Raw genomic sequence first — 16,803 nt, forward strand, 5'->3', positions numbered from 1 at the left:
TCATTTTAAGGATCCTGTTTCAACATCCGCTTTAGTTTGTCTCTGTTGTTACTTCTGTGGTTTCTTCAGAAGCCGTTGTTGCTTCTGTTGCAGCTTCTGTACTCTCTACCTTCTTGCCATTATCAAGCAGGAAAGTCATAACCTTATCTGCAAGTGTATAATACATCAGATCTTCAGAAGAATACTGCTCTCTGATCTGATCCTCTGTTGTAGAATTATTGTCTGCCAGCTTCTTAATATATGCTGTTTCTTCATCTGCATCGATCGTAATATTCTCTGCTTTTGCAATCGCACAGACAGCCTTCTTTTCCTTTACGGACTCTTCACAGATCTGCTTTACATATTCTGCAAATGACTCCTCATCACTGTATCCATAGTAGTAATTGATAAATGTTGCATAATCGAAATTATAGGAGCTTGCCTGAGCTTTCAGGTTGTCAATAATTTCGCTTGCAAGACTTTCAACTTCATCTTCCGGTACATTCTCGATCTGTGCTTTATTAATAACACTTGTCATAACCACATTCTGTGCAGAAGTAAGTGCTGCAGTCTCATTGCTTGCTTCCAGTTCTGCTTTGATTGATGCTTCATATTCATCTACTGTTTTATAGGAAGTATTATTGGCAACAAGTTCATCGTTGTACTCTGGTTCAACCGGAATCTTAATGTAGTTTACAGTCGTCTTAAATACTGCATCCTTTCCATTCAGTTCTGTGTTTGTTGTACTGTAATCCTCCGGGAATGTTACATTTACATCAAATGTATCTCCGGCTTTATGACCTACGATCTGATCTTCAAAATCATCAATAAAAGATTTGCTTCCCAATGTCAGATCATAACCATTTCCATCAGAATTACCACCTTCAAATTCCTTACCATCTACAGTTCCGACAAAGTCGATATTTACAATATCACCCATCTTTGCTGCACTTGTCTTATCTTCATTATAAGTAGTGCAGGATGAAATAAAAGAATCTACCTTGCTCTGAATATCATCTGCAGTTACCGCTTCCGGTGCATATTCATATTCAATTCCTTTGTACTCTCCAAGCGTAACGCCATCTGCATATTTCTCGATATACTCATCGATCGTCAAATCTTCTGCTGCCTCTGTGCTGCTGTCTGATGAAGTCGCATCCGTTTGCGTTGCATTGTCAAGCTTACCGGTTGTATTCTTTTTATCGCCGCATCCCACAGCCATAGATAATGTCATTGCCATTGCAAGAGCAACCGCAAGTCCCTTTTTCAATTTCCTCATTGTACTTACCTCTATATATTATAAAATTAGGTATCACCTATCATAGCTTTATATCACATTTCCAATTAAAAATAAAGCTATTTTAAGTAATTCATAGAAATGTCACAAACTATGCAACGTTATTGTTAAATGCCTGATTGTTTGCAATACTTCGACAGTATCCATACTTTCAGATACAATTTCCGACAATTTCACATAATGTCAATCGCCACTCGAACAGTAAATCACATTTTCCCATGCAACACAATATCTAGTATTATTTCTTTGATTTTTTCTCAATATTTTGTACTGATTGATATAGACAAACCAAAATGGTGATGCTATAATGTGTAACTGTCGGGGACATAGAGTTACAAAATATTCCAAACGATTTTTTAGTCTCACAGATTTTAAATCGTTCATTTTTTTGTCTTTTTTTCACACGCGACGCAATATGTTGGGGTTTGAGAAAACATTGCACTCAATATCTAGATAATCAATTTTGAAGGAGAATGTAAAAATGCAGGTAATCAAAAGAGACGGTCGAGCCGTATCCTATGATCGCAGCAAGATTATCGTTGCCATCCAGAAGGCAAATGCCGAAGTCGAAGACTGCGAAAAAATTTCTGAAGAAAAAATCGAAGAGATCATAGACGGTATCGAAGCAAAAAACAGAAAAAGAATGCTGGTCGAGGACATTCAGGATATCATCGAGCAGAAGATTATGGCAGAAGGGAAATTCGTTCTTGCCAAAACTTACATTATATATAGATACAGCCGTGAACTGATCCGTAAAGCAAATACAACTGACGATTCCATTCTCAGCCTGATCCAGAACAGAAACAAAGATGTTATGGAAGAGAATTCAAATAAAAACGCAACTGTTGCTTCCACTCAGCGAGATCTGATCGCCGGTGAGGTTTCAAAGGATCTTACCAAACGACTTCTGTTGCCTGAAAAGATTTCAAAAGCACATGAAGAAGGTGCGATCCATTTCCACGATGCTGATTATTTCTTACAGCCAATCTTCAACTGTTGTCTGATCAACATCGGAGATATGCTTGACAATGGCACTGTCATGAACGGCAAACTGATCGAGAGCCCTAAGAGTTTTCAGGTTGCATGTACGATCGTTACACAGATCATTGCTGCCGTTGCCTCCAGCCAGTATGGTGGTCAGTCCGTTGATATCCGTCACCTTGGAAAATATCTGCGTAAGAGTTACAATAAATACAAAGCATTATATCAGGAAGAATTTGGCGAGAGATTAGATGCCGATACATTAGAGGAGCTGGTAAAAGAAAGACTGAACGACGAGCTCCGTTCCGGTGTTCAGACGATCCAGTACCAGATCAACACTCTGATGACTACAAATGGTCAGTCTCCATTTGTTACCTTATTCCTGAATCTCGATCCAACTGATGAATACATTGAAGAGAATGCCATGATCGTAGAAGAAATCCTCCGTCAGCGTTTAGAGGGTATTAAAAACGAAGTTGGTGTCTATGTAACACCTGCATTTCCAAAGCTGATCTACGTTCTGGATGAGCACAACTGCTTAAAGGGCGGCAAATATGATTACATCACCCGTCTTGCGATCAAGTGCTCCGCTAAGAGAATGTATCCGGATTACATCTCCGCTAAGAAGATGCGTGAGAACTATGAAGGTAATGTCTTCTCCTGTATGGGATGCCGTTCTTTCCTCTCTCCTTGGAAGGATGAAAATGGCAACTATAAGTGGGAAGGTCGTTTCAACCAGGGTGTTGTCAGCCTGAATCTTCCTCAGATCGGTATTCTGGCAAAGGGTGATGAAAATAAATTCTGGTCACTCCTAGATGAACGGCTTCAGTTATGTTACGATGCGCTGATGTGCCGTCACAGAGCACTGGAAGGCGTAACTTCAGATGTCAGCCCAATTCACTGGCAGTATGGTGCGATTGCACGATTAAAGAAGGGTGAGGTTATCGATCCACTGCTTCACAACGGCTACTCCACACTGTCACTTGGATACATCGGTCTGTATGAGACTTCTATCCTGATGAAGGGTGTCAGCCATACGGATCCGGTTGGTGAAGAATTTGCATTAAAGGTTATGAATAGAATGCGTGCAGCCTGTGATAAATGGAAGGCTGATACCGGACTTGGCTTCGGCTTATATGGAACACCAGCCGAAAGCTTATGTTATAGATTTGCACGCATTGATAAAGAACGTTTCGGTACGATCAAGGATGTTACTGATAAGGGCTACTACACAAACTCCTACCATGTTGATGTCCGTGAGAAGATCGATGCATTCAGCAAGTTTAGATTTGAGAGTCAGTTCCAGACGATCTCATCCGGTGGTGCGATCTCCTATGTCGAGATACCAAATATGCGTAACAATCTGGATGCTCTCGCAGAAGTGGTCCGCTACATTTATGAGAATATCCAGTACGCTGAGTTCAATACAAAATCAGACTACTGTCATGTATGTGGATATGACGGTGAGATCATCATCAATGCAGATGGCGAATGGGAATGTCCTCAGTGTGGCAACAAAGACCACGCAAAGATGAACGTTACAAGAAGAACCTGTGGTTATCTCGGTGAAAACTTCTGGAACGTAGGCAAGACCAAAGAAATGGCTTCCAGAGTATTACACCTGTAGGATTCAGGTCTGAAGCATGTGGTTCATCCATACCACAAACAGAATAATGTATACCACATACGATCAGAATATACCGGAATTTTTATAAAAACACTTGCTATATTGAAAAAATTGGTTTATATTAAAGCTATGCATAAAGTATTTACTTGTATGAACAGTTTACATCCGATTTTTAACTAAGTGCATTAATAATTTCAATTTGTATGGTCTGCATGTCGTAGAGGGCAATGCGGGCCATACTTTTTGTATGGGAGAAATAATAATTATGAATTATATGGATATCAAACGGTGTGATATCGCAAACGGAACCGGAGTCCGAACCTCTCTGTTCGTATCCGGCTGCACACACCACTGTAAGGGTTGTTTTAATCAGGATACCTGGGATTTCAACGCAGGTAAGCCTTTTACTCAAAAAGAAATTGATACGATCATTGAACTCTGTAAGCCGGATCATATTGTAGGGCTTACCCTGCTTGGCGGCGAACCATTGGAATTCGTCAATCAGCAGGGACTGCTTCCACTTCTGGAACAGTTCAAAGCTGCTTATCCGGATAAAACGATCTGGTGCTATACCGGCTATGATTTTGAAAAAGACGTTCTGGACAAAATGTATTTCCAGTGGGATTTCACTCACAAATTCCTGTCCTATCTGGATGTTTTAGTCGACGGAGAATTTGTTGAAGAAAAGAAAGTTCTGGATCTGCGATTCAGAGGTTCTACAAATCAGAGAATATTGGATGTTCCAAAATCATTAGCTGCCAAGAAAGCAGTCTTATGGGACGAGAAAGGAAGGTACTTCTAATGACCACATTTGATATTAACATTAAGAAACTGAATGAAAATGCGACAATTCCTTCTTATGGTTCTGAATTTGCTGCCGGAGCAGATCTGTATGCCTGCATGGAGGAACCGGTAACGATCGTTGCCGGAGAAACCCAGTTCATCCACACCGGACTGGCTATCGAGATTCCGGCCGGCTATGCCGGACTGGTCTATGCAAGAAGCGGTCTTGCCTGTAAGCGTGGTCTTGCCCCTGCCAACAAAGTAGGCGTTATCGATGCAGATTACCGTGGAGAGATCATGGTAGCACTCCATAACCACTCTAATGTCGATCAGACGATTGAAAGCGGCGAACGTATTGCGCAGCTTGTTATCACCCCATACATTACCGGATGTTTCCATACTGTAGATGAATTATCCGATACCGTACGCGGTGAAGGTGGCTTCGGCTCTACTGGAAGAAAATAAACAGGCAAAAAAGGTCCATGGCACGAAATGTACCATGGACCTTTTTATTCTATCCCATTAATTAAACGTAATCATACTATACACGTCAGTATTTACGCTCTTGGAATAAGTGTAATCTTTGTCAATCTTTGATACCCAGTTCGTTAAAAGGTTATTAAAATAGGCATCATTCGCTTCTTTTGTCAGCTCCGCTTTATTCGTAGCGGTTGCCTTCTCATCCGTCAGATATGTCATCTGGAAGATATGATAGCCATTCTCAGTCTCGATAACCTGTGAGATATCTCCATCCTGCATATCATATAAGGTATCCAGAACCTCCTGCCCATAGCTTTCCAGAATCTGATCCTTGCTCATGGTATGGCTTCCTGCATATTGCAGGTTATTTGTATGGCCAAGGAAAGTGATATTCAGGTTCGGATTGTCCGATAACTGCTGTTTGATCGAAGTATAAGCCTCGTCCGCTTTTTGTTTCTGTTCTGCGATCTTATCCTTACTGTACACTACAATATTTCCAAAATCATCCTCATAATAACATTCAAAGAACATATCATAAAATGTCGTCATTCTTGCCTGCTCATCGGACACCTCAGCAGAGGAATCGCTCATGACATGATCGTAGATCTTCTTTGCGAGTGCATTCTCCTGAAGGACACGGGATGGTGTATCTGCCTCCATGCCGGTTTCTTTCAACTGCTCATCGGTCAGACTGTTATAGAAATCTTCCGCTTCCTGTTCTGCCTGTGCCTGTTCTTCCGCCGTCAGACTGATCTTATATTCATCCGCCTGTGCGATCAGCGCCTTGGTCTGAACAATATTGGAGATCACTTCACGTCTTGCCATTTCCTCGACGTTCATCTCGATGCCACCATCCGTCTCGATCGTTTTTCCCCAGATATCGTTGCCGTATTCCTTTTCGTACTCATCAATGGTTGTCTGTGCATAGATATACACCTCGTCCAGATAAATGTTGTCATTTCCGAATTTGAATACAATATATTTTCCTGTATTATCCTGACTTTCTTCTCCGCACGCTGCAAGTGTAAGTAACATCACACATGTACAGATCAAAGAAATAGCCTTTAGAATTCTACGTTTCATCCACCAAACCTCCTGTTCTTCCAGCTCACCGATTCCGGCATCTGCATCATCCTGCAAACATTACAGATTTCGGTATGCTGATCATCCTTTATTCTTCTGCAAGCTCCGCAATATCAGCTACAACTGCTCTCGCCTGCTTCCAGATTTCTTTCTCTGTGATCGTCTTCATCTTAAGCACAAAAGATGGACTGTTGCCGATCACAAATTTCATGCTTCCTCTATATTTATCTAATAACGAATCAATCTTTGCTGTGTCGATCTTCGCCTGTTTAAACATCGAAAACCGTAGCTCCGCCCCCGCCAGCATAATGCTGGTTATATAGGCACGATTTGCCTTTGCCTTTAATAACGATACATCAAGCAGGTTCAGAACCTCTGTCGGCATCTCTCCAAATCTGTCGTTTAATTCGTCAATGATATCGTCGTAATCATCATCCGATGCGATATGAGATATCCTCTTATACAGATCCAGCTTAATGAATTCATTCTTGACATATTCAGCCGGTATATAAGCATCCACCGGAAGCTGTACGGTTGTCTCAAACCGTTCTTCAACCTTCTCGCCCATCTCCTGACGGATCGCATCATTTAACATCTTACAGTACAGATCATAACCAACTGCTTCCATATGACCGGACTGATCCTCGCCTAAGATATTTCCCGCGCCGCGGATCTCCAGATCCTTCATGGACACCTTGATTCCGGAACCAAGATCGGTAAATTCCCGGATCGCTTTCAGTCTCTTTTCCGCAGTTTCCTTAATAAGTTTATCCCGACGGTACATCAGAAATGCATATGCATTCCGATCTGAACGGCCGACACGGCCGCGGAGCTGATACAACTGGGATAAGCCAAATGTATCCGCATCATGAATGATCATGGTATTTGCATTCGGAATATCCAATCCTGTCTCGATGATCGTCGTAGTAACCAACACATCAATCTCATGATTGATAAACCGGTACATGATGTCCTCTAGTTGCCGTTCATGCATCTGGCCATGCGCATACTCAACGACTGCATCCGGTACAAGGGATGCGATCTCCGATGTGATCATCTCTATATTATTTACCCGGTTATATACATAATATACCTGACCATCCCGCGCCAGCTCACGCTTGATCGCTTCTTTGACAAGTTCGGGATCAAGCTCCATAACATAGGTCTGGATCGACCGTCTGTCAACCGGCGCTTCTTCCAGAACACTCATATCCCGGATACCGATCAGGCTCATATGAAGTGTACGAGGAATAGGAGTCGCTGTCAAGGTCAGAACATCTACATTTGTCTTCATCTGCTTGATCTTTTCCTTATGTGTGACGCCAAACCGCTGTTCCTCATCTATGATCAGCAGACCGAGCTGCTTAAATGCCACATCCTTGGACAACAACCGATGTGTTCCGATCACGATATCCACCTTGCCGGCTTTCAAATCAGCAATCGTCTCCCGAACCTCCTTCGGTGTACAGAAACGGCACAACAGCCGAATCTCGACCGGAAATTCCTTCATACGTTCTTTAAATGTATTATAATGCTGCTGTGCAAGGATCGTAGTCGGCACAAGATAAGCAACCTGTCTGCCATCGTATACTGCCTTAAATGCCGCACGGATCGCGACCTCGGTCTTACCAAAGCCCACATCACCACAGATCAGACGGTCCATAATCTTGCTGCTCTCCATGTCTGCCTTTGTCTCTGCGATCGCTTTCTTCTGGTCATCCGTTTCCTCATACGGGAACATTTCCTCAAATTCCTGCTGCCAGATCGTATCCTTCGAATAGCAGAAGCCCTGTGATGCCTGTCGTTTCGCATACAGGTTCACCAGCTCTTTCGCGATCGTTGCAACATGACCTTTCACCCGGCTTCTGGTCTTCTCCCAGTCCTTACTGCCCAGCTTGTTGATCTTCGGTCGTCTGCCCTCTTTATCACTGTATTTCTGGATACAGTCTACCTCAGAAGCCAGCACATAGAGCTTTCCGCCCTCTGCATAATTGATCGTTACATAATCCTTTAAGACACCGTCCACTTCAACCTTCTCGATACCGCCATAGATACCAACACCATAGCGTTCATGAATCACACAGTCACCCACGCTGATATCAGAGAAATCCTTGATCACTTCACCGGAATACCGAGGCTTCTGGTTCTTCTTTTTCTTCATACTGCTCCGTGCAGTAAAGACGTCGCCTTCATTTATCACAACCAGTTTCAGCTCCGGGAACTCAAATCCTGCCCGAAGTCTTCCTGTCGTAACCATTACCTCTTTCTCAGAAAGAACACGGTCGGTATCCTCTGAATAGAAGCACGCCACATCATGGCCGGCCAGATTCTCAACCATCCGTTTGGCTCTGGTCGTCGATGGTGAGATAAATATGATCCGATAATTCTTTTCTCTCCATTTTCCGATATCCGCAATTAACGCTTCAAAATTATTCCTGTAAGAATTAACTACACGGCTGTCATATGTTACATCATGCCGGATCGTAAAATACCGATCTTCATGATACAGAATAGAAAATGCGAGCGTCTGAAATGCCTGCATTTTCTGCACGATTGCCGGATAAGTAAATAAAATATTCATCATACCCGGAAGGATATAGCCCCCCTCCAGACGGCTCTCCATACTCTCAAGGAAAGTCGCCATATAGTTATCCGCATAATCTGATATCCTCGAAGTCTCATCCAATAAAATAACTGTATTCTTTGTACGGAAGCAGTCTAACAGTGATACAGTCTTACTGTAGAAATACTCTACATAACTGTCGACTCCTGCCATTCCATGGAACTCCGTCAACTGCTCTTTGATCTCCCCGATCTGCTTCTTCAGGCGGGCAGCTTCCTCTGTCTTGAATTCTTTCCGCAGCTTCTCATAATATGGTTTGAATTCCTGCTCCAGCTTACGGATCCCCTGCGCCGTCCTGCGATCAGACAACACCATCTCGCTTGCCGGATAGATCTGGATCTCCTGTACCTGCTCGATCGACCGCTGGCTTTCCACATCAAAGCTTCGGATCGTGTCAACCTCCGTATCCCACATATCGATACGATATGGGCATTCCTCTGTCAGAGGAAAAATATCAATGATACCACCACGCACCGCAAACTGTCCGACACCGTCTACGCTGTCCGCCTTTTCATACCCCAGTTCCACCAGACGCTTCTTAAGTGCCTCGACGTCCAGTTCTTCTGCCTCACGGATCGTCACCACATTTTTCTTAATATAGGACAGATCTGGCATCCTATCAAATAACGCATCTACCGTCAGAATGATCGTACAGGCTTCTCCCTCGATCAGTCGTCTGAAAATATCCATCCGCCGCCTGGTGATAGAATTTCCATGGATATCTGAGCTGTAAAATAAAATATCCTTCGATGGATACATATACACCGCTTTATCATAGAAACGGAAGTCCTCGTATAGCTGTTCCATTCTCTGTTCACTGTAAGTTACGACCAGCCTTACATGTGCATCGGATGAAAACGCATGCATCAGATACACCCGGTCTGTTCCGTCATTTCCGGATATATTGACGATGCCATCCTGCTCTTTTAACCAGTCCTTTATCTGTATATAATTTTCGGTATGTTTTACAGGCTCATTGATTGCCTTCATATCGACGCCAAATGCCAGGCTGATACAGCCTGGCTCCCTTTCTTTTTTATTTTCTGATTATTTATACCTGTCTGATCGTATCCACAGCTTTACCCTGTATACGACCTGTTCCGATCAACACATTTTATCTTTCAGTTAATTATATTTATTCATTGCTGCTGCCGCGCTGTCTTTTAAGATCAATGCAATCGCATCACCGGCATTATCACAGCCTGCCTTGATCTCCGGAAGTTCATCTTTTCCGAATCTGGATAACACATAATCTGCAAGATCCATACGATCCGGCTTCTTTCCGATTCCGACACGGACCCGGACAAATTCCTGTGTTCCCAGATGTGAAATAATATTCTTCATTCCATTATGTCCGCCGGCACTCCCCTTTTCACGGATTCGAAGCTTGCCGACTGCCAGATCGATATCATCATAAGCAACGATCACATCGGATGGATCGCATTTGTAATAATCGACCAGCTCCCGGACACTTTCTCCGCTCAGATTCATAAATGTCTGTGGCATTGCAAGGATCACTTTCTCTCCTTCTATCATGCCCCTGCCATAGATCGCTTTATGCTTCTTTTCACTCAATTCTATATTATATTTATCTGCAAGCCCTACGATCACGGAAAATCCTACATTATGTCTGGTTCCCGCATATTTGGTTCCCGGATTTCCAAGTCCTACTATCAGTTTCATCTTATCTTGACCTCATTATCTCTTCTGCTTCTGCAAGCTGTTCCAGTGTATTGACACCTTTAATCTGGTCGGCATCCTCCATGGCCGCCGCATCAACCGGAAGTCCCATTTTCTTGATGATCTCAATGGTATCCGGCAGATAATATTCACCCTGTGCATTATCATTTGTAATCTGTGAAAGTGCTGCCAGTAATGCATCACATTTGAAAATATACATACCGGAATTTACTTCTTTAACTGCCTGCTCTTCCTCGGTTGCATCCTTCTGTTCTACGATCTTTGATAAGCCTTTCTCATCACGGATAATTCTTCCATATCCAAATGGATCTGAAAGCATCGCCGAGATAACTGTAACACCATTTCCTGCTGCAACATGCTTCTTGATCGCCTGCTCTAATGTCTTACCGGTTACAAGTGGTGTATCTCCGCAAAGGACAACAACATCTCCCTCTGTGCCGATAAAATCAGAAGCACACCTGACCGCATGACCAGTTCCAAGCTGTTCGGTCTGTAGTGCGTAACTTACTACATCCTGCATTTCTTCTGTCTTACCAAGCTTCGCATAAGTATCTTTAATACTCTTTTCTACTTCTTCTGCCTTGTATCCAACGATCACGCAGACTTTATCACATCCGGCAGCTCTTGCCGCTTCTATCGAATAGTATACCATCGGCTTACCAAGCACCTCGTGCACAACCTTTGGCTTTTCAGATTTCATTCTTGTTCCCTTGCCTGCTGCAAGGATGATTGCTTTCAGCATAATTACCTCCAAATAAAATATGAGATTACCACAGCTAATTTTACTTTATCCCTATTTCATTTTCAACCATATGGTGGAAATATTTCGTACATTCATCAAATTCTTCCTTACCACATGATAAGCATTTCATAAATATAATCTCCTCTCAAATTAAATGAACAACTTATTTATTGAATTTCGTCTCACAACCACTTTATTAATCGACACTTTAATCACAATTCATTTTCTGAAAAGGAACAGATATCCCCATCATCACACCAGCTAAAATCATTATGCTGGCATAAATCTCATTCAAATTAAAACATACCATAATCATAGCCAAAATAACAAAAATGGAGCAAATCCCCAGTTGAAGATTCTTTATTTTTCCTTTTTTATCCTTTTTTAACTTAACTGTTAAAAATCCTAGATCCAACAACATATAGAGAATAAAGTCTACAATGAATAAAGCAATGTTTAAATCTTTTTCAAAGCAAATCGCTAAAATAATATTATACAATCCCAAAGCCACAGAACATACTTTGGTTAATTTAGCGTTCCAAATCACATTTGGAATCTTCCATTTGAAAGTAGACCAAACAATCAAAAAGCAACCCGAAAACAATATCATTACTCTATTTATTACCATAAACCTTCTCTCCTCTTGTTATAGATCTTTATCATATATAAATACCAATATTAACACAAAAGCCAGCCACTGCATCTACAGTGGCTGGCTCCGTTTCACGTCTTAAGCTTCCAGTGATTCCTGATATTTCTCAAGTATCATCCGCTGCAGACGTTCTCTTGTCTCAGTATTGATTGGATGTGCGATATCTCTGTACTCACCATCTGCTGCTTTCCGGCTAGGCATCGCAATAAACAATCCCTTATCACCCTGGATCACTTTGATATCATGAACTACAAATTCATTATCAATCGTGATCGAAACGACGGCTTTCATCTTACCTTCTTTTTCAACACCCCTGACTCTGATATCGGTCACCTGCATCGTGTGTACCCCCTTGTCTTTCTTATCTGCTACAATGCGTATCTGAAATTCTTCTCCACGATAACCTTGATGTCATCCGGGCTACCCTGATGAACTGTATTTGCACGGATCGTATCTCTACTTTCTACAATACAGTTTTCAATTACACAATTATCCCCAATGTGTACATCGTTCAGAATGATAGAATTTCTGATCACACAGTTGTTGCCAATGTATACCTTCTTAAATAATACCGAATTTTCTACAGTACCATTTATGATACATCCACTTGCTACCAGGCTGTTATTCACAACCGCTTCCCCATTATACTTTGCTGGTGGAAGATCCTCCACCTTGGAGTAGATGTCAGGATGCTGCTTGAAGAAATAGTTTCTTACATCTCTGTTCAGGAAATCCATGTTTGTCTTATAGTAAGACTCCTTGGTTCCGATGTTTCTCCAATAAGTATCCATCTTATATCCATAAATCTTCTTTACATTCTTATATCTTACAAGAATATCTCTTACAAAATCAGTTCTGCCTTCATTTGCACAGGTTTCCAGTAATTCGATGAGCTGTCTTCTTCTGATCACATAGATACCGGTTGAGATCGTATTATTGCCTGCAACCAATGGCTTCTCCTCGAAATCTACGATACGATTGTCCGCATCCATCTGTACTACACCGAAACGGTTCACATCATCTTCTCCAGGTTCGAGATCCTTACATACAACTGTAATATCTGCGCCTTTGCTGATGTGCTCTTCCAGAACCTTACCATAATCCAGCTTGTAGATACCATCACCGGATGCAATAACTACATATGGCTCATGACTTTCCTTCAGGAAATTAATGTTCTGATAAAGGGCATCTGCTGTACCCTTATACCAATAGCTGTTCTCTGATGTAATGGTTGGTGTGAATATATAGAGACCACCCTGTTTTCTTCCGAAATCCCACCATTTGCTGGAATTCAGATGTTCATTCAGAGATCTGGTATTGTACTGTGTAAATACCGCTACCTTCTGGATATGGGAATTTGTCATATTCGAAAGGGCAAAATCAATAGCTCTGTAACCGCCAGTAATAGGCATAGCTGCAACAGCTCTCTTTGCTGATAATTCGCCCATCTTGTTGCTATTACCACCTGCTAAAATTATACCTAATGCTCTCATCTCTATTCACCTGCCTTTATAATACTTCCGCCACTCTTTAAGTTACCATCCGGATAATCTTCCGGAGTAGTCACACCAGATATAGCAGTATTCTTACCGATTGTTACACCATCAGGAATAACTGAGTTTTCTCCGATCGTAACAAGTCCAAATGAATAAATCTGTGGCTTGAATTCATTGACAGCTTCTTCTCCGATTCCAAGCTTAGCATCCTTACCAATCTTAACATTCTCTGCGATGATAGCCTTGTCCATATATGCATTCTCACCGATCGTTGCGTTATTCATAATGATCGAATTACGGATGACTGCACCCTTTTCGATCGTAACACCGGAACCGATAACGGAATTCTCAACATCGCCGTATACCTCTGTTCCTTCACCGATGATACATCTGCTTACTCTGCCGCTTGCATCTATGTACTGTGGTGGGATCGCATCTGTCTTGGTGTAGATCTTCCAGAACTCCTCATACAGATTGAATTCAGGAACAATATCTACTAACTCCATATTTGCTTCCCAGTAAGAACCAAGTGTTCCTACATCCTTCCAGTAACCCTTGAAGTCGTATGCACAGATCTTCTTGCCATTTGAATGGCAGTATGGAATGATGTGCTTACCAAAGTCACATTCCGGCTGATCCTTCATCTTTACAAGTGCCTCACGAAGCACCTTCCAACTGAATATATATATACCCATAGATGCTTTGTTACTTCTAGGATTTGCAGGTTTCTCCTCAAATTCTGAAATAACATTGTTCTCATCTGTAATTACAACGCCAAATCTGCTAGCCTCTTCCCATGGTACCTGATATGTAGCAAGTGTAATATCAGCATCACAGGATTTGTGATATTCCAGCATGTTTTCATAGTCCATCTTGTAGATATGATCACCGGATAATATCAGAACATATTCAGGATTATAATAATCTATAAACTCCAGGTTCTGATAAATAGCATTTGCAGTACCTGTATACCATTCGCTGTTATCACTTTTCTCGTATGGCGGAAGAACTGTCACGCCTCCTATGTTACGATCCAGATCCCAAGGGATACCGATTCCAATATGCTGGTTAAGCCTCAGTGGTCTGTACTGTGTAAGAACACCTACTGTATCAACACCTGAATTAATACAGTTGCTTAATGGGAAATCGATAATCTTGTATTTGCCGCCAAAAGCTACAGCCGGCTTAGCCAGATTAGAGGTCAGAACACCTAAACGGCTTCCCTGTCCTCCTGCAAGAAGCATGGCTATCATTTCTTTTTTAATCATAATGTCACCCCTTCGTGCGTATTAATATAAATGCATTATACCACTGTTTTTGTAATAAGCAAAGTTTTTTATTGCATTTTCACAATAAAAGTTGAAAGAATATAGAAATTTTAAACATTTTTACAAAACAAACACATATTTTGCATGAATTTTTCATGTATCTTTTAACAATTTTTACTGGTTATTTTTGATTAAAAAAATTTCTTTCCTATATTCTCCGGGTAGAAATGGTTTTCTACTTGTGATAAACTCTACTTAATTATTTTACCGATATACTTTCAGGCTGTTACACAGATTTTGACCTGTCATAATCCCACAAATGCCTGAGTATACGAAGATGAAAGGAAGAAGAACTTATGGCTGAAATTTTAGTAAAAGAATACCGTGGCGATGTTGTTGAAAATGTACATTATGGATCTATTGCTATTGTTTCATCAACCGGCGAAACAATTGCTTATACCGGTGATATTGAGCGCCAGACTTATATGCGTTCCGCAAGCAAACCGATCCAGGTGCTTCCTACCCTGCTTGCAGGTCTTCATAAAAAATATAACCTGAGCGAGGAAGAAGTAACGATCTGTAATTCCTCTCACTGGGGCAGTAATCATCACATCTATGTACTTCAGAGCATCATGGAAAAAACGGGCTTAAAAGAAGAAGATATGATCATGAATCCAACGATCTCCACATCTGCAACACCGCTTGCGGACAAGCTTGCACTTGGTTCCAAGCTGAATCCTGTAGAGGGCAAGAGCCGTTTGCAGCACTGCTGCTCCGGCAAGCACTTAAGCCTTATGATGCTGCAGCGTGAACTGACAGGAAAAGTCACCGGCTACCAGCTTCCGGACTCTCCTGTCCAGAAGCAGATCATTTCATTCTTATCCATGCTAAGCCAGACTCCGACTTACCGGATCAGTCTGGGAATCGACGGCTGTGGTGTTCCGGTATTTGCACTTCCAATGCGTAATATCGCACTTGCTTATGCAAAACTTGCAGATCCGTTCAACCTGCCGGATGATATACGGGAAGCAATCACCTATAACTTCGACTGTATTAACAAGAATCCTGAAAAGATCAACGATTACTTTACACCATCTTACTATGTAAATAAGAACCCGGATCTTCTTATGAAGGACGGTTCCAGAGGTGTGATCTGTATGGCGATCCGAAGCCGGAAGCTCGGTATCGTGATCAAGCTCGAAGATGGCTGGAGCGACGAATATCAGGGAATCATTGTTGCCCGTATTTTGGAGCAGCTTCAGTATGATGATAAAGAACTGATCGAACAGCTTAAGAAAACGTATAACACAAAGATTTATAACGACTGCAAGGATGAGGTCGGACATGCCGAAGCAGATTTTGATATCCATATCGAACAGTCCTATTTCGATGAATTATTCGGAAATGCAGAACCGGAAGAAGACGATTCGGATGAATCTGATGCAGACACTGCAGACGAAAGCGCTGATTCCGAAGATTCCGATATTGATTCTTCAATCGAATACGAAGACATGGAAGAACTTGAAGATGATGAAGATACCAACGAAACCGATAAATCGTCCGGTCAAAAAAACAGCTTTGAAAGCTCCGACTTTATAAGCACTCTTTTGAATATGCGCGGCAAAAAAGCCCGGTCAAATTCCGAGCATAAGCCTGTCACAGATCATAATGACATGGATGAACCGGAAGACATCGACGAGGGTCCCGAAGCAGATGAGGATATGGAAGATGAGGAACAGCTCCCTGCAGAAGAACGTGCCAGACGCCGTGCGATCCGTGACCGCAGATCCATTCTTGGTCAGAATGTTGTCCTGCCATCATCAAACCAGACTTTCATCCAGAATCCAATGACCGATCCGATGCGTCCTGTAAAATCTGCCAAGGTGATTTCCACCATCCAGAATAATGACGCTGAATTCGAAGTCTTTGACAAGAAAGACAATGAAGATAACAAAGAGCAGGAATAACACCATGCTTTATAACACTATCAGTATTTATATAAGATTGCATAAAATATAGCATACACATACAGCAACACCCATATGGTTGTTGCTGTATGTGTATGCTATATTGAAATCTTATATAAAACCT

13 protein-coding genes are annotated in these 16,803 nt (G+C 41.9%); 4 read left to right on the forward strand and 9 right to left on the reverse strand.

Annotation, left to right across the window (positions count from 1 at the left end; genetic code table 11):
- Positions 1-31: 31 nt before the first annotated feature.
- Complete coding sequence (gene tig, locus DWW85_RS10975) at positions 32-1,258, reverse strand: trigger factor (RefSeq protein ID WP_021943175.1); 1,227 nt, start codon at positions 1,256-1,258, stop codon at positions 32-34.
- Positions 1,259-1,757: 499 nt separating this feature from the next.
- Here tig and nrdD point away from each other — a divergent pair, with 499 nt between their 5' ends.
- The 3 genes from nrdD to dut all read left to right on the forward strand — a co-directional run bounded on the left by nrdD (position 1,758) and on the right by dut (position 5,132).
- Complete coding sequence (gene nrdD / locus DWW85_RS10980; protein ID WP_021943174.1) at positions 1,758-3,884, forward strand: anaerobic ribonucleoside-triphosphate reductase; 2,127 nt, start codon at positions 1,758-1,760, stop codon at positions 3,882-3,884.
- Positions 3,885-4,149: 265 nt separating this feature from the next.
- Positions 4,150-4,686 (forward strand): anaerobic ribonucleoside-triphosphate reductase activating protein, encoded by a 537-nt coding sequence (gene nrdG, locus DWW85_RS10985; RefSeq protein ID WP_021943173.1) that lies wholly within the window; start codon positions 4,150-4,152, stop codon positions 4,684-4,686.
- Positions 4,686-5,132: a dUTP diphosphatase gene (gene dut, locus DWW85_RS10990; RefSeq protein WP_021943172.1), complete on the forward strand. Its 447-nt coding sequence runs from the start codon at positions 4,686-4,688 to the stop codon at positions 5,130-5,132. The genes nrdG and dut overlap by 1 nt, the downstream gene beginning before the upstream one ends.
- Before the next feature lie 57 nt (positions 5,133-5,189).
- Here dut and DWW85_RS10995 read toward each other — a convergent pair whose 3' ends face one another.
- The 8 genes from DWW85_RS10995 to DWW85_RS11030 all read right to left on the reverse strand — a co-directional run bounded on the left by DWW85_RS10995 (position 5,190) and on the right by DWW85_RS11030 (position 14,712).
- Positions 5,190-6,230 carry a peptidylprolyl isomerase gene (locus DWW85_RS10995; RefSeq protein ID WP_021943171.1) on the reverse strand — a complete coding sequence of 347 codons (1,041 nt, stop codon included), beginning with the start codon at positions 6,228-6,230 and terminating at the stop codon, positions 5,190-5,192.
- A gap of 88 nt (positions 6,231-6,318) precedes the next feature.
- Positions 6,319-9,843, reverse strand: a complete 3,525-nt coding sequence (gene mfd, locus DWW85_RS11000) for a transcription-repair coupling factor (RefSeq protein ID WP_117808641.1) — start codon at positions 9,841-9,843, stop codon at positions 6,319-6,321.
- 135 nt (positions 9,844-9,978) lie between these two features.
- The gene (gene pth, locus DWW85_RS11005; protein ID WP_008400195.1) at positions 9,979-10,536 is read right to left on the reverse strand and encodes an aminoacyl-tRNA hydrolase; all 558 of its coding nucleotides are present in this window, start codon (positions 10,534-10,536) and stop codon (positions 9,979-9,981) included.
- A gap of 1 nt (position 10,537) precedes the next feature.
- The gene (locus DWW85_RS11010; RefSeq protein WP_117808642.1) at positions 10,538-11,296 is read right to left on the reverse strand and encodes a sugar phosphate nucleotidyltransferase; all 759 of its coding nucleotides are present in this window, start codon (positions 11,294-11,296) and stop codon (positions 10,538-10,540) included.
- A 208-nt stretch (positions 11,297-11,504) separates the two neighbouring features.
- Positions 11,505-11,924 carry a hypothetical protein gene (locus DWW85_RS11015; RefSeq protein WP_117785224.1) on the reverse strand — a complete coding sequence of 140 codons (420 nt, stop codon included), beginning with the start codon at positions 11,922-11,924 and terminating at the stop codon, positions 11,505-11,507.
- 102 nt (positions 11,925-12,026) lie between these two features.
- Positions 12,027-12,287, reverse strand: coding sequence for a septation regulator SpoVG (gene spoVG / locus DWW85_RS11020; RefSeq protein WP_008400199.1), 261 nt, complete (start codon positions 12,285-12,287; stop codon positions 12,027-12,029).
- Between the two features lie 29 nt (positions 12,288-12,316).
- A complete protein-coding gene (gene glgD / locus DWW85_RS11025; protein ID WP_117808643.1) occupies positions 12,317-13,441 on the reverse strand; it encodes a glucose-1-phosphate adenylyltransferase subunit GlgD in 1,125 nt (374 codons plus the stop codon).
- 2 nt (positions 13,442-13,443) lie between these two features.
- Positions 13,444-14,712, reverse strand: a complete 1,269-nt coding sequence (locus DWW85_RS11030) for a glucose-1-phosphate adenylyltransferase (RefSeq protein WP_008400201.1) — start codon at positions 14,710-14,712, stop codon at positions 13,444-13,446.
- 356 nt (positions 14,713-15,068) lie between these two features.
- Between DWW85_RS11030 and DWW85_RS11035 the strand changes: the two genes are divergently transcribed.
- Positions 15,069-16,679, forward strand: coding sequence for an asparaginase (locus DWW85_RS11035; RefSeq protein ID WP_117808644.1), 1,611 nt, complete (start codon positions 15,069-15,071; stop codon positions 16,677-16,679).
- Positions 16,680-16,803 lie beyond the last annotated feature (124 nt).

This window comes from Clostridium sp. AF17-21AC (genome assembly GCF_003461365.1).
In the GTDB taxonomy this organism is placed as follows: Bacteria; Bacillota; Clostridia; order Lachnospirales; family Lachnospiraceae; genus Coprococcus; species Coprococcus ammoniilyticus.

Coding starts and splice junctions, on each gene's coding strand:
- tig (WP_021943175.1), bottom strand. CDS start 1,258: ATGAGGAAATTGAAAAAGGGACTTGCGGTTGCTCTTGCAATGGCAATG.
- nrdD (WP_021943174.1), top strand. CDS start 1,758: ATGCAGGTAATCAAAAGAGACGGTCGAGCCGTATCCTATGATCGCAGC.
- nrdG (WP_021943173.1), top strand. CDS start 4,150: ATGAATTATATGGATATCAAACGGTGTGATATCGCAAACGGAACCGGA.
- dut (WP_021943172.1), top strand. CDS start 4,686: ATGACCACATTTGATATTAACATTAAGAAACTGAATGAAAATGCGACA.
- DWW85_RS10995 (WP_021943171.1), bottom strand. CDS start 6,230: ATGAAACGTAGAATTCTAAAGGCTATTTCTTTGATCTGTACATGTGTG.
- mfd (WP_117808641.1), bottom strand. CDS start 9,843: ATGAAGGCAATCAATGAGCCTGTAAAACATACCGAAAATTATATACAG.
- pth (WP_008400195.1), bottom strand. CDS start 10,536: ATGAAACTGATAGTAGGACTTGGAAATCCGGGAACCAAATATGCGGGA.
- DWW85_RS11010 (WP_117808642.1), bottom strand. CDS start 11,296: ATGCTGAAAGCAATCATCCTTGCAGCAGGCAAGGGAACAAGAATGAAA.
- DWW85_RS11015 (WP_117785224.1), bottom strand. CDS start 11,924: ATGGTAATAAATAGAGTAATGATATTGTTTTCGGGTTGCTTTTTGATT.
- spoVG (WP_008400199.1), bottom strand. CDS start 12,287: ATGCAGGTGACCGATATCAGAGTCAGGGGTGTTGAAAAAGAAGGTAAG.
- glgD (WP_117808643.1), bottom strand. CDS start 13,441: ATGAGAGCATTAGGTATAATTTTAGCAGGTGGTAATAGCAACAAGATG.
- DWW85_RS11030 (WP_008400201.1), bottom strand. CDS start 14,712: ATGATTAAAAAAGAAATGATAGCCATGCTTCTTGCAGGAGGACAGGGA.
- DWW85_RS11035 (WP_117808644.1), top strand. CDS start 15,069: ATGGCTGAAATTTTAGTAAAAGAATACCGTGGCGATGTTGTTGAAAAT.